Annotated in this window: 24 protein-coding genes; 18 read left to right on the top strand and 6 right to left on the bottom strand. The window is 75.6% G+C overall.

Features of this window, described 5'->3' with window-relative positions:
- Positions 1 to 68 precede the first annotated feature (68 nt).
- The 14 genes from ACI8AR_RS13870 (at position 69) to ACI8AR_RS13805 (ending at position 15922) form a co-directional block, all read left to right on the top strand.
- Positions 69 to 1460 (top strand): alpha,alpha-trehalose-phosphate synthase (UDP-forming), encoded by a 1392-nt coding sequence (locus tag ACI8AR_RS13870; RefSeq protein WP_457051543.1) that lies wholly within the window; start codon positions 69 to 71, stop codon positions 1458 to 1460.
- Positions 1457 to 2197, top strand: coding sequence for a trehalose-phosphatase (otsB, locus tag ACI8AR_RS13865; protein ID WP_457051542.1), 741 nt, complete (start codon positions 1457 to 1459; stop codon positions 2195 to 2197). The genes ACI8AR_RS13870 and otsB overlap by 4 nt, the downstream gene beginning before the upstream one ends.
- Positions 2198 to 2503: 306 nt before the next feature.
- On the top strand, positions 2504 to 4096 hold the full coding sequence (locus ACI8AR_RS13860) for a methyl-accepting chemotaxis protein (protein ID WP_457051541.1): 1593 nt from the start codon (positions 2504 to 2506) through the stop codon (positions 4094 to 4096).
- Between the two features lie 31 nt (positions 4097 to 4127).
- On the top strand, positions 4128 to 5750 hold the full coding sequence (locus ACI8AR_RS13855) for a methyl-accepting chemotaxis protein (protein WP_457051540.1): 1623 nt from the start codon (positions 4128 to 4130) through the stop codon (positions 5748 to 5750).
- A gap of 400 nt (positions 5751 to 6150) precedes the next feature.
- Complete coding sequence (locus tag ACI8AR_RS13850) at positions 6151 to 7752, top strand: methyl-accepting chemotaxis protein (RefSeq protein ID WP_457051539.1); 1602 nt, start codon at positions 6151 to 6153, stop codon at positions 7750 to 7752.
- Positions 7753 to 7904: 152 nt separating this feature from the next.
- Positions 7905 to 10268, top strand: coding sequence for a chemotaxis protein CheA (locus ACI8AR_RS13845; protein WP_457051538.1), 2364 nt, complete (start codon positions 7905 to 7907; stop codon positions 10266 to 10268).
- A gap of 1 nt (position 10269) precedes the next feature.
- The gene (locus tag ACI8AR_RS13840; protein ID WP_456927647.1) at positions 10270 to 10716 is read left to right on the top strand and encodes a chemotaxis protein CheW; all 447 of its coding nucleotides are present in this window, start codon (positions 10270 to 10272) and stop codon (positions 10714 to 10716) included.
- Between the two features lie 228 nt (positions 10717 to 10944).
- Positions 10945 to 11838, top strand: a complete 894-nt coding sequence (locus ACI8AR_RS13835) for a hypothetical protein (protein ID WP_457051537.1) — start codon at positions 10945 to 10947, stop codon at positions 11836 to 11838.
- Positions 11839 to 12225: 387 nt separating this feature from the next.
- Positions 12226 to 13350 (top strand): protein-glutamate methylesterase/protein-glutamine glutaminase, encoded by a 1125-nt coding sequence (locus tag ACI8AR_RS13830; protein WP_457051536.1) that lies wholly within the window; start codon positions 12226 to 12228, stop codon positions 13348 to 13350.
- Complete coding sequence (locus ACI8AR_RS13825; RefSeq protein ID WP_457051535.1) at positions 13347 to 14171, top strand: CheR family methyltransferase; 825 nt, start codon at positions 13347 to 13349, stop codon at positions 14169 to 14171. The genes ACI8AR_RS13830 and ACI8AR_RS13825 overlap by 4 nt, the downstream gene beginning before the upstream one ends.
- Positions 14168 to 14557, top strand: a complete 390-nt coding sequence (locus tag ACI8AR_RS13820) for a response regulator (protein WP_457051534.1) — start codon at positions 14168 to 14170, stop codon at positions 14555 to 14557. The genes ACI8AR_RS13825 and ACI8AR_RS13820 overlap by 4 nt, the downstream gene beginning before the upstream one ends.
- Entirely contained in the window at positions 14554 to 15072 is a 519-nt protein-coding gene (locus tag ACI8AR_RS13815) for a chemotaxis protein CheX (protein WP_457051533.1), read from the top strand. The genes ACI8AR_RS13820 and ACI8AR_RS13815 overlap by 4 nt, the downstream gene beginning before the upstream one ends.
- Positions 15069 to 15431 carry a response regulator gene (locus ACI8AR_RS13810; protein WP_456927641.1) on the top strand — a complete coding sequence of 121 codons (363 nt, stop codon included), beginning with the start codon at positions 15069 to 15071 and terminating at the stop codon, positions 15429 to 15431. The genes ACI8AR_RS13815 and ACI8AR_RS13810 overlap by 4 nt, the downstream gene beginning before the upstream one ends.
- Complete coding sequence (locus tag ACI8AR_RS13805; protein ID WP_456927640.1) at positions 15428 to 15922, top strand: hypothetical protein; 495 nt, start codon at positions 15428 to 15430, stop codon at positions 15920 to 15922. The genes ACI8AR_RS13810 and ACI8AR_RS13805 overlap by 4 nt, the downstream gene beginning before the upstream one ends.
- Positions 15923 to 16025: 103 nt before the next feature.
- Here the strand turns inward: ACI8AR_RS13805 and ACI8AR_RS13800 are convergent, their stop codons facing one another.
- Both ACI8AR_RS13800 and ACI8AR_RS13795 read right to left on the bottom strand, forming a co-directional pair.
- Entirely contained in the window at positions 16026 to 16484 is a 459-nt protein-coding gene (locus ACI8AR_RS13800) for an ATP-binding protein (RefSeq protein WP_457051532.1), read from the bottom strand.
- A 114-nt stretch (positions 16485 to 16598) separates the two neighbouring features.
- Positions 16599 to 18188 carry a SpoIIE family protein phosphatase gene (locus ACI8AR_RS13795; protein ID WP_457051531.1) on the bottom strand — a complete coding sequence of 530 codons (1590 nt, stop codon included), beginning with the start codon at positions 18186 to 18188 and terminating at the stop codon, positions 16599 to 16601.
- 264 nt (positions 18189 to 18452) lie between these two features.
- On the opposite strand from ACI8AR_RS13795, the gene ACI8AR_RS13790 reads away from it, so the two are divergent.
- The gene (locus ACI8AR_RS13790; RefSeq protein WP_457051530.1) at positions 18453 to 20225 is read left to right on the top strand and encodes a SpoIIE family protein phosphatase; all 1773 of its coding nucleotides are present in this window, start codon (positions 18453 to 18455) and stop codon (positions 20223 to 20225) included.
- Here the strand turns inward: ACI8AR_RS13790 and ACI8AR_RS13785 are convergent, their stop codons facing one another.
- Together ACI8AR_RS13785 and ACI8AR_RS13780 are read right to left on the bottom strand one after the other, a co-directional pair.
- Positions 20226 to 21149, bottom strand: coding sequence for an alpha/beta fold hydrolase (locus tag ACI8AR_RS13785; protein ID WP_457051529.1), 924 nt, complete (start codon positions 21147 to 21149; stop codon positions 20226 to 20228).
- 17 nt (positions 21150 to 21166) lie between these two features.
- On the bottom strand, positions 21167 to 21934 hold the full coding sequence (locus ACI8AR_RS13780) for a ZIP family metal transporter (protein WP_457051528.1): 768 nt from the start codon (positions 21932 to 21934) through the stop codon (positions 21167 to 21169).
- A gap of 137 nt (positions 21935 to 22071) precedes the next feature.
- Between ACI8AR_RS13780 and ACI8AR_RS13775 the strand changes: the two genes are divergently transcribed.
- Positions 22072 to 22929 carry an alpha/beta fold hydrolase gene (locus ACI8AR_RS13775; RefSeq protein ID WP_457051527.1) on the top strand — a complete coding sequence of 286 codons (858 nt, stop codon included), beginning with the start codon at positions 22072 to 22074 and terminating at the stop codon, positions 22927 to 22929.
- Here ACI8AR_RS13775 and ACI8AR_RS13770 read toward each other — a convergent pair.
- Both ACI8AR_RS13770 and ACI8AR_RS13765 read right to left on the bottom strand, forming a co-directional pair.
- Complete coding sequence (locus ACI8AR_RS13770) at positions 22883 to 24070, bottom strand: AAA family ATPase (RefSeq protein WP_456927633.1); 1188 nt, start codon at positions 24068 to 24070, stop codon at positions 22883 to 22885. The two genes, ACI8AR_RS13775 and ACI8AR_RS13770, sit on opposite strands and share 47 nt — an antisense overlap.
- 54 nt (positions 24071 to 24124) lie before the next feature.
- Entirely contained in the window at positions 24125 to 24724 is a 600-nt protein-coding gene (locus tag ACI8AR_RS13765) for a TetR/AcrR family transcriptional regulator (protein WP_457051526.1), read from the bottom strand.
- 72 nt (positions 24725 to 24796) lie between these two features.
- On the opposite strand from ACI8AR_RS13765, the gene ACI8AR_RS13760 reads away from it, so the two are divergent.
- Both ACI8AR_RS13760 and ACI8AR_RS13755 read left to right on the top strand, forming a co-directional pair.
- The gene (locus ACI8AR_RS13760) at positions 24797 to 25513 is read left to right on the top strand and encodes a GAP family protein (protein ID WP_457051525.1); all 717 of its coding nucleotides are present in this window, start codon (positions 24797 to 24799) and stop codon (positions 25511 to 25513) included.
- Between the two features lie 52 nt (positions 25514 to 25565).
- Entirely contained in the window at positions 25566 to 25961 is a 396-nt protein-coding gene (locus ACI8AR_RS13755) for a nuclear transport factor 2 family protein (RefSeq protein WP_457051524.1), read from the top strand.
- The last annotated feature ends 1 nt before the right edge of the window (position 25962 follow it).

Raw genomic sequence — 25962 nt, 5'->3', positions numbered from 1 at the left:
CCCCGGGTGACGTGGCCGCGGCGCCTCAGTAGGGTCGACGGCGTATGGCCAGGACAGGCGCGGGAGACGTGGGGGCGGACAGTCCCGTCGTCGTGGTGGCCAACCGGCTGCCGGTCGACCAGGTGACCGACCCCGACGGGACGACGCGGTGGCAGCGCAGCCCCGGCGGCCTGGTGACCGCGCTCGAGCCCTTCGTCGCCGGCCGCGGCGGCGCGTGGGTGGGCTGGTCCGGCTCGGCCGGCGAGGCGCCCGAGCCCTTCGAGTCCGGCGGGATGTCGCTGATCCCCGTCGAGCTCTCGGAGGAGGAGGTCGACCGCTACTACGAGGGCATGTCCAACGCCTCGCTGTGGCCGCTGTACCACGACGTGGTCGAGAAGCCGGAGTACCACCGCACCTGGTGGGACACCTACGTGCAGGTCAACAAGCGCTTCGCCGAGCGGACCGCGGAGGTGGCCGCCGAGGGCGCGATCGTCTGGGTGCACGACTACCAGCTGCAGCTGGTGCCCGCGATGCTCCGGCAGCGCCGGCCCGACCTCACGATCGGCTTCTTCCTGCACATCCCGTTCCCGCCCTACGAGCTGTTCACCCAGCTGCCGTGGCGGTCGGCGATCGTCGAGGGGCTGCTGGGCGCGGACCTGGTCGGCTTCCAGCGGCCGAGCGCGGCGGCGAACTTCGTCCAGCTGGCCCGCCGGCTGCACGAGCTGCCCACCCGCGGGGCGACGGTCGAGTACGACGGGCGCACGGTGACCGCGCGCGCGTTCCCCATCTCCATCGACGTCGCCGCCTTCGACGAGCTGGCCTCCTCGCCGGAGGTGGTCAGCCGGGCCGCGGAGATCCGCGCGGAGCTGGGGAAGCCCGACAAGATCATCCTGGGCGTCGACCGGCTGGACTACACCAAGGGCATCAGCGTCCGGCTCAACGCCTTCCAGGAGCTGCTCGAGGACGGCGCGGTCGAGGCGCCCGGGACGGTCATGGTCCAGGTGGCCACGCCCAGCCGCGAGCGGGTCGAGCACTACGTGCACATGCGGGAGACGATCGAGCAGCAGGTCGGCCACATCAACGGGGTCTTCGGCTCCATCGGCGGCCCGGCGGTGCACTACTTCAACCAGTCGATGCCCCGCGAGGAGCTCGCCGCCCTCTACCGCGCGGCCGACGTCATGCTGGTGACGCCCTACCGCGACGGCATGAACCTCGTGGCCAAGGAGTACGTCGCCGCCCGCGGCGACCTCGGCGGCACGCTCGTCCTGTCCGAGTTCGCCGGCGCCGCGGCCGAGCTCAAGCAGGCGTTCCTGGTCAACCCGCACGACATCGCCGGCGTGAAGAACCAGCTGCTGCGCGCGCTGCGGATCGAGCCGGACGAGGGCGCCCGCCGGATGCGCGCCATGCGCCGGTACCTGGCCAAGCACGACCTCGACCACTGGGCGTCGTCCTTCTTCGACGCCCTGCGCGCCCAGGCGTGAGCGTCCCGGAGGGGACGGCGGCCGCGCTGGCGGCGGTGGCCGCCCGCCGTCCGCTGCTGGTCGCCTCCGACTACGACGGCGTGCTGGCCCCGCTGGTCGGCGACCCGAGCGCGGCGGTCCCCTCCCCCGGCACCGCCGAGGCCCTCGCCCGGATCGCCGCCGCCGACGGCGTGACCGTGGCGCTGGTCAGCGGCCGCGGGCTCGAGGACCTGCGGACGGTCAGCGGCCTCACCGGTCCCTACCGCTGGGTGGGCAGCCACGGCGCCGAGTTCGACGGCCCGCTCACCGGCGAGCTGGCCGGCCGCCGGGACGTCCTCGCCGGGCAGCTCGCCCCGCTGGTGGCCGCCGTCCCCGGTGCGCGGCTGGAGGTCAAGCCCGCCAGCGTGGCCGTCCACGTCCGGCAGGTCCCCGATCCCGCCGCGGCCACCGCGCTGCTGGAGTCCGCGGATGCGATCGCGGATCCGTCACTGACGAAGAAGCCGGGCAAGGCAGTGCTCGAGCTCGTCCTCGTGGATGCCGACAAGGGCAGCGCCGTGCGCCGGCTGCGCACCGAGCTCGGCGCCGCCGCCGTCGTCTACCTCGGGGACGACCGCACCGACGAGGACGTCTTCCGCTCCCTCGGCCCGGACGACCTCGGCGTCAAGGTCGGCGAGGGCGAGACGGCCGCGACGCAGCGGGTGGCCGACCCGGCCGCCGCCCTCGCCCTCCTCCGGCTGCTCGGCGACCTGCTCGCCTGACCCCCGCCGCGGCGCGTCGCGCGGCGGTCCGGGACGACCGCTCCCCCGTCGCGCGGTCACCGCCCGCGGCGGGTCGACACGGCGCCCCTCCCCCGCTCCGACCAGCGCGGACGCCCGCCGAGCCGACCGGTCACCCCCGACGTGCGTCGACTCGGCGACGGCACCGCGGGTGGTCACCGCCTCTTCCGCAACGATCCGTCCCGGGGCGTTTCCGGCAGCCGGGCGCGGGCACCGGCCGCCGCCACCATTCCTGCTGCACGCCCGTCACACCCGTCGCAGCGTGCACAGGAAGCCCAGGAGGCTCTCGTGGACGCCACATCCCGCCCGCGTGCCGGTTGGTTCGCCGACCGCCCGCTGTCCGTCAAGTTCGGCGCGCTGGTCGCCGTCGGCACGCTGTCGCTCGGGGGGCTGCTCGGCGCGACGCTGCTCGGCAACGCCGCCGTCCGCGACGCCCAGGAACGCGTCGAGGCGCTGGAGGAGGCGCAGGAGCTGGTGCTCCAGCTGGACACCCGGGCCAGCGAGCTCAAGGTCGACGGGTTCAAGGCGATCGTCCGCGAGGACCCGGCCGAGCAGCTGGCCGAGCTCGCCGACGACGTCGCCACCCCGCGGGAGCTGCTCGCCGGGCTCGGCGGGATCGAGCTGACCGGGGACAGCGCCGCCGCGGTCGCCGCGCTGCAGGACACCTACGGCGACTACACCGACGCGATCACCGTCTTCGTGAACGGCGCCGTGGCCGACCAGGCCGGCGCGCGGGTGCGCTGGGAGGACATCCAGGCCGCCAACGACCTCACCGACGCCGCCGTCGGCACCGCCGAGGACACGCTGGAGACGGAGGCGGAGGCGGCCCAGGGCGAGCTGCAGGACACCGTCTCCCGCTACGAGACGATCGCCCTCGTCGTCGCCGGGCTGGGCTTCCTGCTGCTGGTCCTGCTCAGCTGGCTGACCGCCCGCTCGGTGATCCGGCCGGTGCGCACCGTCCAGGCCTCCCTCGAGGCGCTGGCGCAGGGCGACCTGACCCGCAGCACCGGCATCCGGTCGCGCGACGAGGTCGGCCGGATGGCCGACGCCCTCGACCGCGCCCAGGGCAACCTGCGCGAGGTGCTCGACGCCGTGGCCGCCTCCGCGGACGCGGTGGCGGCCTCCAGCGAGGAGCTGTCGGCGTCCTCCGCGCAGATCTCCGCCTCGGCGGAGGAGACCTCCGCACAGTCCGGCGTGGTCGCGGCGGCCGCGGACGAGGTGTCGCGGTCGGTGCAGACGGTCGCGGCCGGCGCGGAGCAGATGGGCGCCTCCATCCGGGAGATCGCGACCAACGCCGCGGAGGCGTCGGCGGTGGCCGCCCGGGCGGTCACGGCGGCGGAGACGACGACGGCGACCGTGGCCAAGCTGGGCGAGTCCTCGGCCGAGATCGGCAACGTCGTCAAGGTCATCACGAGCATCGCGGAGCAGACCAACCTGCTGGCGCTCAACGCCACCATCGAGGCGGCCCGGGCCGGGGAGGCCGGCAAGGGCTTCGCGGTCGTGGCGAACGAGGTCAAGGAGCTCGCGCAGGAGACGGCCAAGGCGACCGAGGACATCGCCCGCCGCGTCGAGGCGATCCAGAAGGACACCGGTGCCGCCGTCGGGGCGATCGGTGAGATCAGCCAGATCGTCGCCCAGATCTCCGACCGGCAGACGACCATCGCCTCCGCCGTCGAGGAGCAGACCGCCACCACGAGCGAGATGTCCCGGTCGGTCGCCGAGGCCGCCCAGGGCTCCGGCCAGATCGCCGACAACATCTCCGGCGTCTCGGCCGCGGCCGACTCCACCACCCAGGCGCTGGCGCAGACCCGGGTCGCCGTCGACGAGCTGTCCCGCATGGCCGCCGGCCTGCGCACCAGCGTCAGCCGCTTCACCCACTGAGACCCCACAGAACCTCCGGAAAGGCACCACCGTGCACCTGTCCTGGCTCTCCTCCCTGCGGATCGGCCGCCGGCTCGCCCTCGCCTTCGGCGTGGTCGGCGTCCTGGTCGCCGTCAGCGCCGGCGCCGGCCTGTCGGCCGTCGCCGAGCAGCGCGACCTCGCCGGGGAGCTCAGCCGCGCCGACGCCGTCCTGGCCGAGGCCGAGACCGCCCGCTTCCAGATCGCCGACGTCACCGGGTGGCAGGGCCTGGTGGTCGCCGACGCGGTCACCTTCGGCCCCGGGGTCGCCCTGGCGCCCGACGCCTACAACCGCTCCGGCCTGCTGGAGGCGAAGGACGGCGTCTACGCCTGGTTGGGCGACGTCGACACCTCCGCCATGAACGAGGAGGAGGCCGCCGCCTTCGCCGGGCTGCGGCCGGCGTGGGACGACTACTTCCGGTGGGACGACCAGGTCGTCACCTGGCTGTCGACCGGCACTCCCGAGGGCTACCGCACCGCGCTGGAGAGCATCAACGGCGGTGAGGCCGGCGAGGGCTACGGCGCCGTGCTCGACCTGGCCGACCGGATGCAAGCCTCGGCGACGGAGCGGGCCGCGCAACTGCGTGCCGAGCAGGACTCCGCGCAGACCCGCGCGACGGTGCTGCTGAGCGTCGTGGGGCTGGCTGCGCTCGTGCTCGCCGGGCTGTGCGCGGTGCTGGTCGGGCGGTCCGTCGTCCGCCCGCTGCGCCGGGTGCAGGTGGTGGCGGCCTGCCTGGCCGCGGGTGACCTCACGGCGCGCACCGGCATCGAGCGGGGCGACGAGGTCGGTGACGTGGCCCGCGCCCTCGACGCCGCCCAGGACGAGCTGCGCGCGGTGCTGTCCGCCGTGGCCGCCTCGGCCGACGCCGTCGCCGCCTCCAGCGAGGAGCTGTCCGCGTCCTCGGCGCAGATCTCCGCCTCGGCCGAGGAGACGTCGGCGCAGTCCGGTGTGGTGGCCGGCGCGGCGGAGGAGGTGTCGCGGTCGGTGCAGACCGTGGCCGCGGGCGCGGAGCAGATGGGGGCGTCCATCCGGGAGATCGCCACGAACGCCGCCCAGGCCAGCGCCGTCGCCGCGCGTGCCGTGACCGCCGCGGAGACCACCACCGCCACCGTCGCCAAGCTGGGCGAGTCCTCCGCGGAGATCGGCAACGTGGTCAAGGTCATCACCTCGATCGCGGAGCAGACGAACCTGCTGGCGCTCAACGCCACCATCGAGGCCGCCCGGGCCGGCGAGGCCGGCAAGGGCTTCGCGGTGGTCGCCAACGAGGTCAAGGAGCTCGCCCAGGAGACGGCCAAGGCGACCGAGGACATCGCCCGCCGGGTGCAGGCGATCCAGGGCGACACCACCGCCGCGGTGGCCGCGATCGGTGAGATCAGCCAGATCGTGGCGCAGATCAGCGACCGGCAGACCACCATCGCCAGCGCGGTGGAGGAGCAGACGGCGACCACGAGCGAGATGTCGCGCTCGGTGTCGGAGGCCGCGCAGGGCTCGGGCCAGATCGCGGACAACATCACCGGCGTGTCGACGGCGGCGGACTCCACCACGCAGGCGCTCACCCAGACGCGGACCGCCGTCGACGAGCTGTCCCGCATGGCCGCCGAGCTCAGGACGAGCGTCGGCCGTTTCACGCACTGACCCGTGGTCACCGGTCGCCGGGAATGGTCATCCGTCCCGGCGGCCGGTGACCACGGTCCAGTCCGGTGCCATTCCCGCGACAATGTCGACGGCGTCGGCGGCTGCCCCTGCCCGGAGCGGCAGAAATGGCCATTTCTGCCGCTCGCATGCACCGTCACCTGCGCGGATGTCTTGTCGACTTGGTCGTCCGCGCTGGTCGTCGCGGCTGTGCCGCTTGTCGACTTGGTGCCGGGAATGGTCCCGGCGTCGCTTCTCGCACCCCATTACGGCCGTGTTCGGATCGTTACCGACACGCCATTTCCGGACGACGTCAGTTCCTTTTCGGATCCGTCACTCTCCTGTCCCGAGAGCGCCCGCTTCCCCACCCCCCGGCCACACCCAGAACCCAGGAGCACTCCCCATGAGCACGCAACGCGCCGGCCGCACCGGCGGCTGGTTCGCCGACCGCCCGGTCGGTGTCAAGATCGGCGCCGCCGTCGCCGTCCTCGCGCTGGTCGCCGTCGCGATGACCGTCCTCGCCGTCAACCGGCTGTCGGCGGTCCAGGACGCGGCCGCCCGGATCAACGACAACGTCGTCCGGCTGTCCGACCTGGCCGACATCCAGCGCTCCTGGCAGGGCGACCGGTCGCGGTACAACACGTACCCGATCGCGGACGCCCAGCAGCGCGCCGCCCTGCGGGCCGACCTGAGCGAGCGCCGGGACACCATCGACGGCCAGCTCGACGCCTATGCCGAGGTGACGGTCAACAAGGAGGCCTTCGAGGAGTTCCGCGGCACCGTCGAGGACTACTACAGGATCGCCGACACCCAGCTGCTGCCCGCGGCCGACGCCGGGAACCTGGCCGTCGCGGCCGCCGTCATCACCGGCCCGCTGCAGGACCGCTCCGACGTCCTCATGGACCAGTACAACGCCATGCAGGAGCGGCGGGTCGACGCCGGCCAGGCCGACACCGACGACGCCGTGGACATCGTCTCCTCGGCCACCACCACCCTGTGGGTCTCCCTGGTGCTGGGCACGCTGGTCGCCGGCGGGCTGACCGTCCTCGTCGTCCGGCGGCTCGTGGGCACCGTCCGCTCGGTGCAGCGCTCGGTCGAGGCCCTGGCGGCCGGCGACCTCACCGTCACCCCCGAGGTCCGCGGGCGCGACGAGCTCGGCCGCATGGCCGCCGCCCTGGGCGAGGCCCAGGAGAACCTGCGCGCGGTGCTGTCCGCCGTGGCCGCCTCGGCCGACGCCGTCGCCGCCTCCAGCGAGGAGCTGTCCGCGTCCTCGGCGCAGATCTCCGCCTCGGCCGAGGAGACCTCGGCGCAGTCCGGCGTGGTGGCCGGCGCGGCGGAGGAGGTCAGCCGGAACGTGCAGACCGTCGCCGCAGGTGCCGAGCAGATGGGCGCCTCGATCCGCGAGATCGCCACGAACGCCGCCGAGGCGTCGGCGGTGGCCGCCCGCGCGGTGACCGCGGCCGAGACGACGACGGCGACCGTGGCCAAGCTGGGCGACTCGTCGGCCGAGATCGGCAACGTCGTCAAGGTCATCACGAGCATCGCCGAGCAGACCAACCTGCTGGCGCTCAACGCCACCATCGAGGCGGCCCGGGCCGGGGAGGCCGGCAAGGGCTTCGCGGTCGTGGCGAACGAGGTCAAGGAGCTCGCCCAGGAGACCGCCAAGGCGACCGAGGACATCGCCCGCCGCGTGCAGGCGATCCAGGGCGACACCACCGCCGCGGTGGCCGCGATCGGTGAGATCAGCCAGATCGTCGCGCAGATCAGCGACCGGCAGACCACCATCGCTAGCGCGGTGGAGGAGCAGACCGCCACGACCAACGAGATGAGCCGGTCGGTGTCGGAGGCCGCGCAGGGCTCGGGCCAGATCGCGGACAACATCACCGGCGTGTCGACGGCGGCGGACTCCACCACGCAGGCGCTCACCCAGACGCGCACCGCCGTCGACGAGCTGTCCCGCATGGCCGCCGACCTGCGCACCGGCGTCGCCCGCTTCACCTACTGACCGGCCCTCCCGTGGCCGGCCGCTCCCGGCCGGCCACGGGAGGCACCCGAGCACCCCCGCGGCCGCCCGGCGCTCACCTTGAGTCGGACGGCGGGCCGCCGAAGACCATTCGGGGACGGATCCGTCCCCCGCACGCGAGAGAGAAGGCAACGGTGGACGGTCTGGACGACATCGTCGAGGAGTTCCTCGTCGAGAGCCATGAGAACCTCGACCAGCTCGACACGGACCTGGTCGCCCTCGAGCAGGAGCCCGACTCCCGCGAGCGGCTCTCGAGCATCTTCCGCACCATCCACACGATCAAGGGGACCAGCGGATTCCTCGCCTTCGGCCGGCTCGAGGAGGTCACCCACGTCGGGGAGAACATGCTCTCCCGGCTGCGGGACGGCGTCCTCGCGCTGACCCCCGAGCGCACGAGCGTGCTGCTGCGGATGGTCGACACCGTCCGCTCGCTGCTCGCGTCCATCGAGGCCACCGGTGGCGAGGGCGGCGTGGACGTCTCCGCCGTCGTCGCCGAGATCAGCGCGGCCATGGAGGACTCCCCCGCCCCGGCCCCCGCCGCCGCGCCCGCGCCCGCCGCCGTCGGAACCGAGGCCACCCCCGCCGCGGTCGCCCCCGCGGTCGCCGCCGAGGTCGTCGCGGCCGCCGAGGCCGTGGTCGAGGCCGCCGCCGAGACGGTGTCCGAACCCGAGCCGCAGCCCGAGCCCGCCCCCGTCCACGACGAGGTGCACGACGAGCACCACGACGAGGTGCACGACGACCACGCCGACGGCGGCCTGCCCGCCGGCGCCGCCCGCCCCGAGGGCCAGGGCGCGCAGCAGCGCCGCGCCGTCGCCGACTCGACCATCCGTGTCGACGTCGACCTGCTCGACTCGCTGATGCTGCTGGTCGGCGAGCTGGTGCTGACCCGCAACCAGATCGTCCAGTACGTGGGCCGCTCCACCGACACCGACCTGGTGCGCGCCTCGCAGCGGCTCAACCTCATCGCCAGCGAGCTGCAGGAGGGCGTCATGAAGACGCGCATGCAGCCGATCGACCACATCTGGTCCAAGCTGCCGCGCGTCGTCCGCGACCTCGGCATCCAGTGCGGCAAGAGCGTCCGCCTGGAGATGGAGGGCCGGGACACCGAGCTGGACAAGACGCTGCTCGAGGCGGTCAAGGACCCGCTGACCCACCTGGTCCGCAACTCCGTCGACCACGGCATCGAGGCCCCCGACCGCCGCCGCACCGCCGGCAAGCCCGCCGAGGGCGTGCTCACCCTGCGCGCGAAGCACGAGAGCGGGCAGGTCGTCGTCGAGGTCGCCGACGACGGCGCCGGCATCGACCCGGCCAAGGTCGGCGCCAAGGCCGTCGAGCGCGGCCTGGTCACCGCCGACCAGCTCTCCCGCATGGGCCCGCAGGACGTCCTGCAGATGATCTTCCTGCCCGGCTTCTCGACGGCGGCCGCGGTCACCAACGTCTCCGGCCGCGGCGTCGGCATGGACGTCGTCAAGACCAACATCGAGTCCATCGGCGGCACGATCGAGGTCGAGTCCGAGCCCGGCCGCGGCACCGTCTGCCGGCTGCGCATCCCGCTGACCCTGGCGATCGTCCCCGCCCTCACCGTCGAGTGCGCCGGCGACCGCTACGCCATCCCGCAGATCAGCCTGCAGGAGCTGGTCAGCCTCGACGCCGAGAAGGCCGCCAACGCCGTCGAGGAGGTCGGCGGCGCGCCGGTCTACCGGCTGCGCGGCGAGCTGCTGCCCCTCGTCCGGCTCACCGACGTCCTGGGCCTCGCCTCCGACCGGCACGACGGCCACGTGGTCATCGCCGTGCTGCGGTCGGAGGGCCGGCGCTTCGGCCTCGTCGTCGACCGGGTGATCAACACCGAGGAGATCGTCGTCAAGGCCGTCGGCGGCCAGCTCAAGGCGATCGGCCTGTACTCCGGCGCGACCGTCCTCGGCGACGGCGCGGTGGCGCTCATCCTGGACGTCCAGGCCCTGGCCCGCCGCGCGCTGCGCACCGAGAGCAGCGAGCGGCAGGAGTCCCGCGAGGCGGCCGCCGCCGGCACCACCGGCGCCGAGACCGAGCGCCAGCGGATGCTGCTGGCCGCGATCGGCGAGGGCCGCCGCGTGGCGATCCCGCTGGACACCGTCACCCGCCTCGAGCAGGTGCGCGCCGAGGCCGTCGAGCGGGTCGGCAACCGGGAGGTCGTGCAGTACCGCGGCGCGATCCTGCCGATCGTCCGGCTCGACCGGCACCTGGGCGCCTACGGCACGAGCCAGCGCGAGGTGCTCGAGGTCATCGTCTACAGCGACCACGGCCGCAGCGTCGCGATCGTCGTCGAGGAGATCCTCGACATCGTCGACGGCGGGGCCGCCGTCCGCAGCGACATCGACGACCTGGGCCTGCTCGGCTCCGCCGTCCTCGGCGACAAGGTGACCGAGCTCCTGGACGTCCGCGCCGCGATCCTCGCGGCCGACCCGGCGTTCTACGCCACCGACACCCACTCCCCCGCGTCCGCTCTGCTGGAGGTCTGACGTGACCACCGAGACCGCCACCCGCGCCACCAGCGGGCAGCTGGCCACCTTCCGGCTCGACGGCGACCTGTACGGCGTCGAGGTCGAGCACGTGCAGGAGGTGCTGCGCAGCCAGAAGCTCACCCGGGTGCCGCTGGCGCCGCCGGCCGTCGCCGGGCTGATCAACCTGCGCGGCCAGGTGGTCACCGCCATCGAGCTGCGCGAGCGGCTGGGCCGCCCGCCGCGGCCGGCCGGCACCGACGCCGTGGTCATCGTCGTGCGGCTGCACGGCGAGGCGGTGAGCCTGCTGGTCGACTCGATCGCCGACGTCGTCGACGTCGACGCGGCCGACTTCGAGGCCCCGCCGGACACCCTCGACGGGCAGGCCCGCGAGCTCATCCGCGGCGCCTACAAGCTCGACGGGCAGCTGCTGCTCGCCCTCGACGTGCAGAAGGCCGTCGGCGCGTGAAGAAGGACCCCCCTGCCCCCCACCGCTCGCACGCTCGCGGCGGGACCCTGCAGGGGGGCAACCTCTGGTGACCTTGCGTCACCTCCGTGTCACCCGACGGAGCGCGACACGCGGCCGTCACCCTCCGCCCCTCCGGCGATCGGGTGACGGCCGCGTGGCGTTGCGGGGTGATCACCGCGAGCATGGGCTGACCGCCTGCTCCACGGCGGTGCCGTCGGAGGGGGAGACGTGCCGTACTCGCTGGTCAGTGCCGCGACGCTCGGGTTCGACCTGGTGCGGCTGCCCGCCGGCCGCGCGGTCGCCGACGTGCTGCTCACCGGGCTCACCGCCGGCCCCGCCGAGCTCACCGCGCTCGCCGACGGGGCCCGCTCCCGCGGCGCCGACCGCGACCACCGCACCGTCCTGGCCGTCCGCGCCCGTCGCGCCCGCGAGCTCGCCGCCGCGGTGCCCCAGCTGCGTTCCGTGTCGCCGGAGCCGGGGGAGGACCGCGCCGCCGTCCTGGTCGCCCAGCTCGAGCGCGGCACCATCGGCAACGCCGCCGCCCTGGAGCGGCTGCTGCGCGAGGACGTCCTCGGCCCCGAGCACGGTGCGTTCGCCCAGGCCGACGACGACGTCCGCGGGCAGGCCGCCGAGGTCCTCGCCGACGCCGCGGTGGGGGAGTGGGCCGCCGACGTGCTGCCCCGGCTGGTCCGCCGCGAGCTGGTGACCCCCTTCGCCGCCGTCGTCCCGGACGCCGCCACCCGCGGCGCGGACGCCGACCTCGGCCCGGCCACGCCCGAGCTGAGCTCGCTGCTGGCCACGTTCGCCGGCCTGGACGCCCGCGGCCGCGAGCGCTGGCGGGCCGCCGTCGACGAGGGCCGGGCCACCCAGCGCCCGTGGGCGGCCGCCATGCACGAGGCCGCGTGGGCCGCGCACGTCTCCGGCCGCACCCGGACGCTCGCGACCGCCCAGCTGCTCGCCGTCCGCGCGTTCGCCGACGGCGGCCTCGACGCCCACGACGGCGCCACCGGCTCGTGGAACGCCCTCGCCGGCGTCGTCCAGGCGCTGACGATGGGTGACCTGCTCGACTCCAGCGCCCTGGGCGTGCTGCTCGAGCCCCGGCACCGCGCCACCGGCCGCTGACCCGCGGGGTGTCGATCCCCGGTTGATCATCGGCTGCGTGCACGGGACACGAGGCGACACGCCGTCCGGGCGTGCACGCGTCCGATGATCGACTCGCAGCACTCCTGATCCGCCCAGGTCAGCGCGGCGGGCGCCCAGCAGCCACCCGTGCGGGCCGGTCGACATGTCCCCGCGGGCCCCCTGGTCACCGCCTCCCCCCGTAACGGTTGCGCGGCCCGCGTCAACCCGGCGGGTGGGGCCGCCGACAACTCCTGGGACAGGCGATGCGGGTGGGACGCCCGAGGACGTTCCGGAACAGCACCGGAGCTGACCTTGAGGCCCCCCGCCGCGCTGCCGAGACCCCGACGACGGCCCCCGCCGGCCGTCGCCGCCGGAGCAGGAGGACGTGTGGACCCGATCCGCGTGCTGGTGGTCGACGACTCGGTCGTCGTCCGCAAGATCGTGACCGACGTGCTGTCCTCCGACCCCGCCATCGAGGTCGTCGGCACGGCGGTCAACGGCAAGCTCGCGCTGACCAAGCTCGACGCGCTCCAGCCCGACCTGGTCACGATGGACATCGAGATGCCGGAGATGGACGGCATCGAGGCGGTCCGCGCCATCCGCGCCCGCCGCAACCGCGTGCCGATCGTCATGTTCAGCACGCTCACCGAGCGCGGCGCCTCGGCCACCCTGGACGCCCTGTCCGCCGGCGCCAACGACTACGTGACCAAGCCGGCCAACGTCGGCAGCGTCGCGCAGTCGATGGAGAGCGTCCGCGAGCAGCTCATCCCGAAGATCAAGGCCCTCACCGGGCGCCCGGTCGGCCTCGGCGCGGCCCGCCCCGTGGCGGCGGCCCCGGCCGCCCCCCGCCCGCCCGCGCCGCGCAGCACGCCGCACAAGGCGCCCGCGGTGCTGGTCATCGGCTCCTCCACCGGCGGCCCCGAGGCGCTGGCCAAGGTCCTGCCCGCGCTGCCGGCCACGCTCCCGGTGCCGGTCCTGCTCGTGCAGCACATGCCGCCGGTCTTCACCCGCCAGTTCGCCCAGCGGCTGGACCGCCTCTCCGCGCTGCGCGTCGTCGAGGCCGCCGACGGCTCGCCGCTGCTGCCCGGCACCGTCCACCTCGCCCCCGGCGACCACCACCTCACCGTGCGCGGCAGCGGCCGCGGCGCGACGACGGTGCTGTCCCAGGGCCCGCCGGAGAACTTCTGCCGCCCCGCCGTCGACCCGCTGTTCCGGACGGCGGTGACCGCCTACGACGGCGCCGTCCTCGCCGTGGTGCTGACCGGCATGGGCGCCGACGGCCGCAGCGGCGCGAGCGCCGTCCGCGACGCCGGCGGCACCGTCGTCGTCCAGGACCAGGCCACCTCGGTCGTGTGGGGGATGCCCGGCGCCGTCGCCTCCGCCGGCCTCGCCGACGAGGTCCTCCCGCTCGACCGCGTCGCCGAGGCGATCACCCGCCACCTCGGCCGCGCCGTCCCCGGCACCCCGCCGCAGCCCGCCCCCCTGATCCACGCGACGGGAGCACTCCGATGACCCTCACCGCCACCCGTTTCGACTGGGTGCGCCAACTGGTGCACCGGGAGAGCGCGATCGTCCTCGCGCCGGGCAAGGAGTACCTCGTCGAGGCCCGGCTGCTCCCCCTGGCCCGCAAGATGGGCCTGACCGACGTCGACGCGTTCGTCGACTCCGTCCGCAGCCGCCCGCGCCCGGACGACACCCGCTCGATCGTCGAGGCGCTCACCACCAACGAGACCTCGTGGTTCCGCGACGGCGACCCGTTCACCGCTCTCACCTCGACCGTGCTGCCCTCGCTGCTGTCCGCCCGCGGCCCCGCCGAGCGGCTGCAGATCTGGTCGGCCGCCTGCTCCAGCGGCCAGGAGCCCTACACGGTCGCGATGCTGCTCGAGGACGCGTTGCCCACCGCCTCGACCCGGGTCTCGATCACCGCCACCGACATCTCCCGCGAGATGGTCGAGCGCACCCGGGCCGGCCGGTTCAGCCAGCTCGAGGTCAACCGCGGCCTGCCCGCGCCGATGCTGGTCCGCCACTTCCAGCGGGCCGGCAGCGAGTGGGAGGTCGCCCCGGCCCTGCGCCGCATGGTCACCGCCCGCGAGTGCAACCTGGCCGCCCCGCTGCCGCGGATGGGCCCGTTCGACGTCGTCTACCTGCGCAACGTGCTCATCTACTTCGACCTGCCCACCAAGCAGGCGATCCTCCGCCGGGTGCGGGAGCTCATGCGCCCCGACGGCTGGCTGTTCCTCGGTGCCGCCGAGACCACCCTCGGCGTCGACGACTCCTGGAGCCGGGTCGTGCTCGGCCGCAGCTCCGCCTACCGCCCGCTGAAGGGGGCATGACCGTGCGCGCTCTGGTGATCGACGACTCCCGCGCCATGCGGCGCATCGTGACCGGGACCCTCGAGGGGTTCGGCTACGAGACCCGGCAGGCCGCCCACGGCCAGGAGGCGCTCGACGTCCTCCACGAGGGCTGGGCGCCCGACCTCTGCACCATCGACTGGAACATGCCGGTGATGGACGGCCTGCAGTTCGTCAACGCCGTCCGCACCAACCCGGCCTGGCGCGCGGTGACGCTGATGATGGTCACCTCCGAGAGCGAGCACGGCCAGATCGTGCGCGCGCTGGCCGCCGGCGCCCACGAGTACGTGATCAAGCCGTTCACCGCCGACGCCATCCGCGACAAGCTCGCGCTGCTCGGCCTGCTCCCGCAGGAGGTCTCGCTGTGACCCGTCCGGACACCGGGCTGCGCCGCCGCGCGTCCGACCGCCCGCCGGCGCTCCCCGACCTGATCGACGAGGCGACGGTCCAGGAGATCGCCGAGCAGGCGTGGCTCGCGCTCGTCGGCGAGGACGAGGTGCTCGTCCCGCTGCCGGCGCCGCTGCCCGCGGACACGCACAGCGCCTGGGTCGAGATCGTCGGGCCGTGGACCGGCGCCGTCGTGCTCACCTGCGGCCGCGGGACGGCGGTGGAGCTGACCCGGGCCCTGCTCCGCGGGCACGCCCCCGCGGTGCTCGAGGACGAGGACGTCGACGACGCGCTGGGCGAGCTCGCCAACGTCGTCGGCGGGAACGTCAAGGCCGTCCTCCCCGGCCCGTCGGTGCTCGGCCTGCCCGAGACCGGCGCCACCCCGCCTGCCGGCCGCGAGGCCGACACCTGCCGCGTCGCCGTCCTGTGGCGCGGCGAGCCCCTGACCGTCTCCGTGCAGTCGCACGCCGAGGAAGAGAACGAGGTGCCCCTGTGAAGATCCTGGTCGCCGACGACAGCCGCGTCATGCGGCAGATCGTCATCCGCACCCTGCGGCAGGCCGGCTACGACGACCACGACATCGTCGAGGCCGAGGACGGCCGCGACGCCTACGACAAGGTGCGGAGCGAGAGCCCGGACCTGGTCCTGTCGGACTGGAACATGCCGAACATGACCGGCCTGGAGTGCCTGCAGGCGCTGCGCGGCTCGGGCTCGACCGTGCCGTTCGGCTTCGTCACCTCGGAGGGGTCGGCGGAGATGCGGGAGAAGGCCGCCGACGCCGGCGCGCTGTTCCTCATCGCCAAGCCGTTCACCGCGGACACCTTCACCGAGCACCTCGACGGGGTGCTCGCGTGACCGCCCCGCTCACGGTCGTCCTGCCCGACGCCAAGGCCGTCAAGGACATGCTGACCGGCCTCGTCGGCAAGCCCGTCGCGGTGACGCCGGGCGCCCCGGTGACGCCGACCGAGAAGGACCCCGTCTCGGTGGCCGTCTACGTCAGCCCGACGATGGCCGTCAACGCGCTGTGCGTCATGGACCTGCCGCTGTCGGCCTGGACCGGCGGCGCGCTGGCCCTGCTGCCGCCCGGCGGCGTCCAGGACGTCGTCGAGGAGGACGGCGAGCTCACCGCGATGCTCACCGAGGCCCTGCACGAGGTCGTCAACGTGCTCTCGGCGCTGTTCAACGTGCCCGGTGCCCCGCACTCGAAGCTGTACCAGCTCTACGCGCCGGGCGACGACCTGCCGGGCGACGTCGCCGGCATGCTCGCCGCCTTCAACCGGCTCGACCTCGCCGTCGAGGTCCCCGGCTACGGCAAGGGCCGGCTCTCGCTGGTCGTCCCCGGGTGAGGTGACGGGGTGGCCCCCCTGCAGGGTCCCGCCGCGAGCGTGCGAGCGGCGGGGGCAGGGGGGTCCCTCGTCCGTTCCCGCCGCCCCGGGCGCACCCACGTCGTCAGGACGCGGTGGCCGCGCGCTCCTCGAAGGTGGTCGGCAGGCAGGCCCACACGTGCTTGCAGCCGTCGTCGACGTACCAGCCGTGGGCCACCGACAGCCGCGCCACCAGGTAGAGGCCCAGCCCGCCCTGCGAGGGGTCCCGGCCGACCGCGGGCGCCGGCATGGTGTCCGGGTCGCGGTCGCTCACGTCGAGCAGCCAGCCGCCGGAGCCGGCCACCACGGTCGCGACGACCGGCGAGACGCCGTGCCGCAGCGCGTTGGAGGCCAGCTCGTCGAAGGCCAGGATCATCCGGTCGGCCGCCGGGTCGTCGGCGTCGCGCGGGAAGCCGACGCTGCTGAGGTGGTCGCGGAGGCCGGCCCGGGCGGCGGGCAGCTCGGCGAGGCCCCCGAGGTCCCGGCGCCACAGCTCGCCGCGCCCGTCGGGCAGCGGGCGCAGCGGCCAGGTGAGTCGGCCCATGACCTCTTCTCCGTCGTGGTCCTGTTTCTCGGACGACGACTCGGGTGCCCAGCCGGCCGGCGGCCCAACCCTGCCGGGGCCCACCTGCCTCGGCGGGGTGAGCCGGATCTCGGCTCAGCCCGCCCCCGCGCGCACCGCGAGCAGCGCGACGTCGTCCTCGGGCGGGTCCGGCACCAGGCGGGCGAGCAGCCCGTCGCACAGCTGCGGCAGCGGCCGGCCGGCGAGCCCGGCCAGCACCCGGTGCAGCCGGGCGGTGCCCGCGTCGAGCGTGGTGCCGCGCCGCTCGACCAGCCCGTCGGTGTGCAGCAGCACCGTCGACCCCGGGACCAGGCCGACCGCCGACTCGCGCCGCTCGGCCGTGGCGTCCACGCCCAGCGCCAGGTCGCCGACCGGGTCGCCGTGGTCGAGCGCGACGACCTCGCCACCGGGCAGGAGCAGCACCGGGGGCGGGTGCCCGGCGTTGGCCCACCGCAGCCGCCGCCCGCCGTCCTCCAGCCGGGCGACCGCGGCCGTGGCCAGCGTCTCCGGGTGCATGTCCGCCATGGCCGCGTCCAGGCCGTGCAGCACCTCGGCGGGGCCGGCGCGGCGGGCGTGCGCGATCCCCCGCAGCAGGCCGCGCAGCTGGCCCATCGTCGCCGCGGCCGCGGTGTCGTGGCCGACGACGTCGCCGATCGCCACGACCGGGTCGCCGGTGGGGGAGGAGAAGGCGTCGTACCAGTCCCCGCCCACCCGGGCCGCCTCGGCCGCCGGCACGTACCGCACCGCGACCTCCAGGCCGGGGAACGCCGGCGGGTCGGTGAGCAGGCTGCGCTGCAGCGCCTCGGCCAGCTGGATCTGCCGGTTCTGCCGCCCGACCCGGTCCACCGCGCGACCGGCCTGCACCGCGACCGCCCGCGCGGTGGCGAGGTCGGCCTCGCCCAGCGTGCGGCCGGCGTCGAGGTAGAGGGTGAGCACCCCGACGGTCCGCGACTCGGCGGGCAGGGGGAGGACCACCACCGACTCCGCGCGCAGGCCGCGCAGCATCCCGCGCGTGTCCTCGTCGGTCATGTCCCCCAGGACGTCGGCGATCGAGGTGGTCAGCGGCGTGCCCGCGCGCAGGGCCTGCGCCACGGGGGAGGACGGCGGCATGCGCTCCAGCCGCACCCGGGTGTAGCGGGCCAGCAGCTCGCGGCGCTCGGGGTCGGCGTGCCAGGAGCCGACGTCGCGGGCGCGGCCCTCCCTGTCGACGACGGTGACCACGCAGCCGTCGGTCAGCACCGGCACCACCAGCCGCGCCAGCCGGCCCAGCGCCGAGACGCCGTCGAGCGCGCCGGAGAGCTCCGCGCTCACGCGCACCAGCAGGGTGGCGCGGGCCGCGGCGCGGTCGGCCCGCTCCTGCACCGCGCGCCGGGCGGTGACGTCGGTGACCGTCACCGCGAGCCCCTCGGGCCCGGGCAGGGCCCGCACCTCGTACCAGCCCTCCCCGGCGGCGACGGTCACCTGCTCGCCGGTGGCGGCGGCCTCGGCGCAGGCCTGGGCGAGGACGTGGCCGGTGTTGCCGGGCACGCCGTCGTCCAGCGGCCGGCCGGTCAGCCCGGCGGCGGTGCCGCCCAGCAGCCGCGCCCCGGCGGCGTTCAGCCAGGTCAGCCGGCCCGCCGGGTCGAGCGCGAGGACGGCGGCCGGCAGCCGGTCCACCAGGGCGCCGAGGGCCACGGGGTCGGGCACCCGGCGACCGAGGGGAACGGTCGGCCGGGGACCCGCCTCCCACGGCCACCCCGCTCCCGGACCGGCAGGCGGGTCCGGCAGCGGATCGGCCATGCCCGCACCTCCTCGCCGGCCGTCCGCGCCGGCGGACGGGTGCCGGGCGCCAGGGACCGGCCTCGATCGTCCCGTGCCCCGCTCCGGCTGCCAACGGGCCCGCGCCGGACCGTTCCCCACGACGGGGGACCGCAGGCGGGCAGGCCGCCCGGGATGCGGCAGCATGGCCCCATGACCCCGGACGGCGCCGCCCCGCCGCCCCGTGACCTGCTCGTGCAGGCCGTGGAGGGCATGGACCGGCCGCTGTTGGTGCTCGACGACGGCTGGCGGTTCCGCTACGTCAACCCGGCCGGGGCCGCGGTGCTCGAGCACACCGTCGCCGGGCTGCAGGGCCGGGGCATCTGGGAGGTGTTCCCGGAGGGGATCGGGGGACCGTTCGAGGAGCTGTACCGGCACGTCCGCGAGACCGGCGAGTCCGGCTCCACCGAGGCGTTCTTCGCCCCGCTGGGGCGGTGGTTCCGCGCCGACGCGTTCCTCACCGAGGCGGGCCTGGTGGTCACCTACGACGACGTCACGCAGCGCCGGCGCACCGAGGAGGAGCGCGCCGCGGCCGTCGCGGCCCGCGAGTCCGCCGCCGCGGAGGCGGCCGCGTCCGCGGCGCGGGCCGAGGTGTCGGCCCGGCACCTGGTGCTGCTCGGCGACGTCAGCCAGGCGATGACGTCGACCACCGACGTCGACGAGGCCGTCGCCCGGTTCGCGGACCTGGCCGTGCCGCTGCTGGCGGACTGGTGCCTGGTCAGCGTCGTCGACCCCGACGGCACCCGCCGCGACGTCGGCCGCGCGCACAGCGACCCGGCGATGGTCCCGGCCATGCACCGCTACGCCGACCTGCGGGTGCGCAGCAACCGGCCCACCGCGCCGGTGCCCACGGCGCTGGCCAGCGGCCGGCCGGTGGTCCTCCCGCAGGTCACCGACGACGACGTCCGCGCCATGGTCGCCGACGACGCCAGCCGCGAGGCGCTGGCGCCGCTGCGGGTGGCCGCCGTCGCCACGTTCCCGCTGCTCGCCCGCGGCGAGGTGTTCGGCGCGTTCACCCTCGTCAACGGGCCCGAGCGGGGGCCGCACACCGACGTCGAGCTGCGGACGGCGGAGATCGCCTCCCGGCGGGCCGCGCTGGCCCTGGACAACGCCCGGCTGGCCAGCGCCGCCCAGCAGGTGGCCGAGCGGATGCAGCACAGCCTGCTGTCCCCGCCGGTGCAGCCCGACCACCTCGAGCTCGCCGTCCGCTACCGGCCCGCCACCCGCGGGGTGTCCATCGGCGGCGACTGGTACGACGCGTTCCTGCAGCCCGACGGCGACACCGTGCTGGTGATCGGCGACGTCATGGGCCACGACATCGAGGCCGCCGCGGCCATGGGGCAGGTCAAGACGCTGGTCCGCGCGATCGCCTTCGACCGGCTGGAGGAGCCCGCCGGGGTGCTGCGGCGGGTCGACCACGCCCTGGTCGGCCTCGCCGTGCCCGCGATGGCCACCGCGCTGGTGTGCCGGGTCGAGCAGACCCCGGCCGAGGCGGCCGTGGGGCTGCGCCGGCTGCGCTGGGCCACGGCCGGCCACCCCGAGCCGATGCTGCTGCTGCCCGACGGCACCGTCCGCGACCTGTCCGCGCCGGTCGGCCCGCCGCTGGGGATCGGCTGGCGCGGCCCGCGCGCCGACGGGCACGCCGTCATCCCGCCGGGCAGCACGCTGCTGCTGTTCACCGACGGGCTGTTCGAGCGGCGCGGCGTGCCGCTGGACGAGAGCCGCGAGGAGCTGGGCCGGCTGGTCGAGGCCGCGGCCGGCTCCTCGCTGGCCGACCTGTGCGACGGGCTGCTGGCCAGCATGCTCGGCGAGGGCGCCGAGGACGACGTCGCGGTGCTCGCCGTCCGGGCGCACCCGGTGGGCGGGGAACGCCCGTCCGAGGCCGGCCCCGAGGTGCTGCCCCCGCTGCTCGGCCACCCCGCCTGATCAGACGCGGGCGGCGGCCGCCCGGACCTCGTCCGCGATCGCCGCGACGCCCTCGTCGGCCCACAGCACCGAGTAGTGGTTGGTGCCGGGCACCTCGCGCGCGGTGATGCCGGCCGCCTCCAGCCCGAGCGAGGCCAGGCGGACCTCGTCGTAGAGGCCGGGTGTCTGGTCGAGCAGGCCGCGCGTGGCCCACAGCAGCGTGGCGGGGACCGGCAGTGCGGTGGTGGCCTCCAGCACGCGCTCGTTGAGCAGCACGTCCCCGCCGTCGACGCGGACCGCCTCGGGCACGCAGGCGCTGCGCAGCGGCGGCCCGCCGGGGGCGAGGTCGCGGGCGAGGTAGGCGGCCACCGAGGGCACGTCCACCCACGGGCCGACGGCGGGGTGCCGCGCCCAGAACGCGCGCACGGCGGCGAGGTCGGGGAACGACGTCGACAGCCGGTCCAGCGACGGGCCGAGGACGGCGGAGAGCATCGCGTCGACGTCGGCGCCCGGGGGCTGGGCGAGGGCCGGCCCGCCGTCGACCAGGACCAGGCCGTGCACCTCGTCGCGGGCCGGGCCGGCCGCGGCCAGCGCGGCGACGAACGCGCCCATCGAGTGGCCGACGAGCACGGTGGCGTCGGCCCCGGCGTCGTCGTCGGCGCCGAACCGGTCGAGCAGGGTGGCGACGTCCTGCGCGTGCCGCTCGAGGCCGTAGGGGCCGGGCAGCCCGGCCGAGCCGGCCCGCCCGCGCAGGTCGGGGGCGACGACCTCGAACTCGCCGGCCAGCGCGGCTGCCACGCGGGCCCAGGCCATCGCGTTGGCGGTGATGCCGTGGACCAGCACGGCGATGGGGGAGCCGGGGGCGTCGGCGGCCCAGTGCAGGGCGGACAGCTCGCCGCCGTCGACGGGGACGCTGATCTGGACGGGGTCGCGTGCCTCTGCCACGGGCCCACCCTGCCCGCTCAGGCGCCGAGCCGCTCGATCGCGAAGGCGACGAGGAACCCGGTGGCGGTGATCAAGCCGGTCCAGGTGCGGGTCCGCTCGAAGGCCTCCGGGATCATCGTGTCGGCGATCATCGTGAGGATCGCGCCGGCCGCGACGGCGGTGATCACGGCGATCGCCTCGGGCGGGGCGCCGCCCAGGGCCGCGTAGCCGACCAGCGCGGCCAGGCCGCTGGCCAGCGCGATGCCGCCCCAGACCCCGAAGACGTAGCCGGCCGACCGCCCGCTGGCCTTCATGCCGGCGGCGCTGGACAGCCCCTCGGGCACGTTGGAGATGAAGACCGCCGCCAGCACCGGTGCGCTCACCGCGCCGCCGCCGAGCAGGCCGAGCCCCAGGACCACCGACTCGGGCACGCCGTCGAGCAGCGCGCCGACGGCGATCGCCGCGCCGCTGCCGCCCTGCTCGCCCTCCGACGGCTGCTGCTCGGTCCCCGTCCCGCCCGACCGCTTGCGGTGCCGGGCGCCGCGCCGGGCCAGCGCCGCGTTCGCCGCGAGGTAGGCGACCGCGCCGCCGATGAAGCCGATCGCGGTGGGCCCCAGCCCGCCGGTGTCGGCGGCCTCCTCCATCAGGTCGAAGGCGACGGCGGAGATGAGCACGCCCGAGCCGAACGCCATGACCGAGGCGATCACCGCCTGCGGCACGCGCACGAACCAGGCGACCAGCGCCCCGAGCACGAGGGCGGCGCCGCCCAGCAGACCCCACAGACCGGCTTCGATGACGTCGGGCACGGGCCGCTCCCTGCCCCCCGTTGCGCAGCGCAACCGCCCGGGCGGCAGAAAGGGCCACTCCCGCGGCGCCGGTCCGGCCCGCGGGGATGGCGCCGCCCCTACCGTGGACGTGCGGGGGGACGACTCCGGGAGGCCCCGTGTCCGGGACGACGCAGACCCTCACCCCGCGCACCGTGACCCTCCCCGGCGGGTTGCGGCTGGAGACGGTCGAGCAGGGGGACCCCGGCGGGCCGGTCGTCGTCCTCGTCCACGGCTGGCCCGACTCCTGGTTCTCCTGGAGCCGGGTCCTCGCGCACCTGGACCCGCGGCTGCACGTCGTCGCCTACAGCCAGCGCGGGTTCGGGGGGTCCGACCACCCGCGGGCCGGCTACACGATGGACCGGCTCGCGGAGGACCTGGTGGCCCTGTGCGACGTGGTGGGGATCGGGCGCGCGCACCTGGTGGGCCACTCCCACGGCAGCTTCGTGGTGCGGCGGGTGGCCGAGGAGCACCCCGGGCTGGTCGACCGGATGGTGCTCGTCGACTCGGCCGACCGGGTGGGCGAGCGGCTGGCCGCGGAGGTGCGGGCGGCGATCGCCGACCTGCCCGACGACGTCCCCGAGGAGTTCGTGCGGGAGTTCGCCGCGAGCGCGGTGCACCGACCGGTGGAGCCGGCGTTCTTCGACGCGCTGGTCGCGGAGGGCCGCCGGGCGCCGGGGTGGGTCTACCGGGACGCCTGGGAGGAGATGGTCGCCGTCGACGACCGCGACCGGCTCGGGGCCGTGACCGCGCCCACGCTGCTGGTGTGGGGCGACCGGGACGCGCTGTTCGACCGCGGCCAGCAGGACCGGCTGCTGGCCGCGCTCCCCGCCGCCCGGCTGGTGGTCCATGAGGGCACCGGGCACTGCCCGAACTGGGAGTGCCCGCGGGACCTCGCCGCGGACCTGGACGCCTTCCTCCTGCGCGCCGCTAGTCCGGCTGGCGCAGGAGGTAGCGGCCGAAGTGGGGGACGGTGAAGGCGATCTGCCCGCGCTCGGCCGAGTAGACCAGGCCCTTCTTGATCAGCGAGTCGCGCGCCGGTGACAGCGACGCCGGCTTGCGGCCCAGCGCCGCGGCCACCTCCGACGTCGCCACCGGGGCGCCGGCGGGACCGCCGAGCTCGGCCATCGCGTGCATGTACTCGCGTTCGGCCGGGGTGGCGCGGTCGTAGCGGGAGCCGAAGAACCCAACCGCGAGCTCGGCCTCGGCGACCGGCGCGGCCATCGCGACGTCGTCGGCGGTGATCGGGGAGGCCGCCGCGACGTCCCAGGTGACCTTGCCGTAGGCCTGCACGAAGTACGGGTAGCCGTCGGCGGCCGCGTAGAGGGCGTCGAGGGCGGCCGGCTCGAAGGTGACCTCCTCGCGCTCGGCGGGCGCCAGCAGCGCGCGGTCGGCGGCGGGCCGGTCCAGCCGGTCGATGCGCAGGTAGCGGAACAGCCGCTCGGAGTAGCTCTTCGACGCCGACAGCACCGCCGGCAGGTGGGGGAGCCCGGCGCCGACGACGATCAGCGGCGCGCCCTGCTGGGACAGCTCGTGGCAGGCCGCGCAGATGGCCGAGACGTCGGGGGCCTGCACGTCCTGCATCTCGTCGATGAACAGCGCGACGCCCTTGCCGACGTCGGCGGCCAGCCCGGCGGCGTCGCTGAGCAGCTCGACCAGGTCGATCTCCATGTCGCCGGAGTCGGCCCGGCCGGTGGTGGCGGGCACGTCGATGCCGGGCTGCCAGCGGTCGCGCAGCTTGGCGTCGGCCGGGGCCAGCCGCTGGGCGAAGGCCTTGAGCGTGCCGAGGACGGCGTCCATCGACTCCTGGTCGGGGTGGCGCAGCTCCCGCAGCGCCATGTGCAGCGCCGAGGAGACCGGCCGGCGCAGCGACTGGTCCGGCCGCGCCTCGATCTTGCCGGTGCCCCAGCCGCGGCCGATCGCCGCCGACCGCAGCTGGTTGAGCAGCACCGTCTTGCCCACGCCGCGCAGCCCGGTGAGCACCAGCGACCGCTCGGGCCGGCCGCGGGCGATCCGCTCCAGGACGACGTCGAAGGCCGACAGTTCGTCGTCGCGGCCGGCGAGCTCCGGCGGGCGCTGCCCGGCGCCGGGGGCGTAGGGGTTCCGGACGGGGTCCACGTCGAGCACCGTATGGCCCCGTCTAGCCCCCGCCGTAGAGATCGGTAGAACGAGCTAGGGCGTGTCGGCCAGGGAGCGCAGGTGTGCCGCGAGCACCTCCCGGGCCCGGTCCGGCGGGAGCGCGGACGGGCGGGTGGCGGCGTGCACGGCCAGGCCGTCGAGGACGGCGTACAGCCGCTCGGCCTCCAGGTCGGGGTCCAGGCCGGTGCGCGCCTCCCCGGCCGCGACCAGCGCCTGCACGCCCTGGGCACAGAAGGCGCGCAGGTCGGCGGCCGACCGGTCGCGCAGTTCCGCCAGGCGGGGGTCGACCAGGGCCCGCGCGGTGAGCGCCAGCCAGACCTCGGTCTCGGCCTGCCGCTCCTCGTCGAGGGGGAGGGTCTCCTCCAGCACCCGCAGCAGGGTCGGCACCACGGGCCCGCCGGCGGCCGCCACTGCCTCCGCCCGTTCCCGCGCGCGCTCGATGACGAGGGTCATCGTGAAGTGCAGGAGCTCGTCCTGGGTGGCGAACCAGTGCCGCAGCGAGCCCATCGACGTGCCGGCCTCCCGGGCGACGTTGCGCACCGATGCGCCCGAGACGCCGTCACGCCGGATCACCCGCCAGACGGCCTCGGCGAGGTGCCTCCGGCGCACGTCGGCGTCCACGGTCCTGGGCACGGCCTCGTTCTAGCACACCTGTGCTACCTTCGCTTGGCAGCACACCTGTGCTGCCAAGACACCGGAGGAGCCGTGGACGCCACCCTGCTGCTGCCGCTGGCGGGCCTGGCCCTCGTGGACAGCACCAGCGTCGGCACGCTCGTCCTCCCGCTGTGGCTGCTGCTGGCCCCCGGCGGGGTGCGGGTGGCCAGGGTGCTGCTCTTCCTCGGCGCGGTGGCCGGCACGTACCTGCTGCTCGGGATCGCGCTCGTCCTCGGCGCCGCGGTGGTGCTGGAACCGCTCGGCGCAGCCCTGGAGAGCACAGCCGGCCGTGTCGCCGAGCTCGTCGTGGGGGCCGTCCTGGTCCTGCTCGGGCTGACCGTGGAGCCGTGGACACGAGAGGGCAAGGAGCGCCGGCGCGCCACGCGGGCCGCCCGGGGGCCGGGGCGGCTGGCCCGGTGGCGCGACCGGGCCCGTGGCGACGGCCCGCCCGGTGCGGTGGTCTTCCTCGCCCTCACCGCGGTGGGGATCGAGGCGGCCTCGATGGTGCCCTACCTCGCCGCGATCGCCCTGCTCGTGACGGCGGCACCGGGTCCGGCGGCGACGGTGGCCCTGCTCGCGGGCTACTGCCTGCTCATGGTGCTGCCGGCGCTGGTCCTGCTGGCCCTCCGCACGGCGCTGCACGAGCGGCTCACGCCCGCCCTGGCCCGGATGGAGGGCTGGCTGTCGCGCACCTCGGGGGAGGTGGTGGCCTGGGTGCTGTTCCTGCTCGGCGTCTGGCTGGTCGCCGACGCGCTGCCGATCACCTGACGGCGTCGCCGGGGCTGGACGCCCGGCACCGGCGCGGGCCAGGGTCGGGCGCATGGCGACCCACACCGAGACCTACACGGCGACCGAGGTGCAGACCGAGCTCCTCACCCTGGAGCGGCGGGGCTGGGAGGCCCTGTGCGACGCGACCGGCGGGGACTTCTACGGCGAGGTGATGACCGACGACGGCCTGATGGTGCTCGCGGACGGGACGGTGATGGGCCGCGCCGCCGTCGTCGCCGCCCTGGCCGCCTCGCCGCCGTGGCTGCGCTACGAGCTGGACGACGTCCGGCTGGTGCGCGCCGGCGCGGACGCGGCGGCGCTGGTCTACACCGGCCGGGCCTGGCGGCACGAGCAGGAGCCGCCGTTCACCGGGGCGATGAGCAGCCTGTACGTCCGCGACGGCGACCGCTGGCGGCTCGCGCTCTACACGCAGACGCCCGCGCGCTGAC

Source organism: Geodermatophilus sp. SYSU D01036, from assembly GCF_054050435.1.
This window is presented reverse-complemented; position numbering and strand designations above follow the sequence as displayed.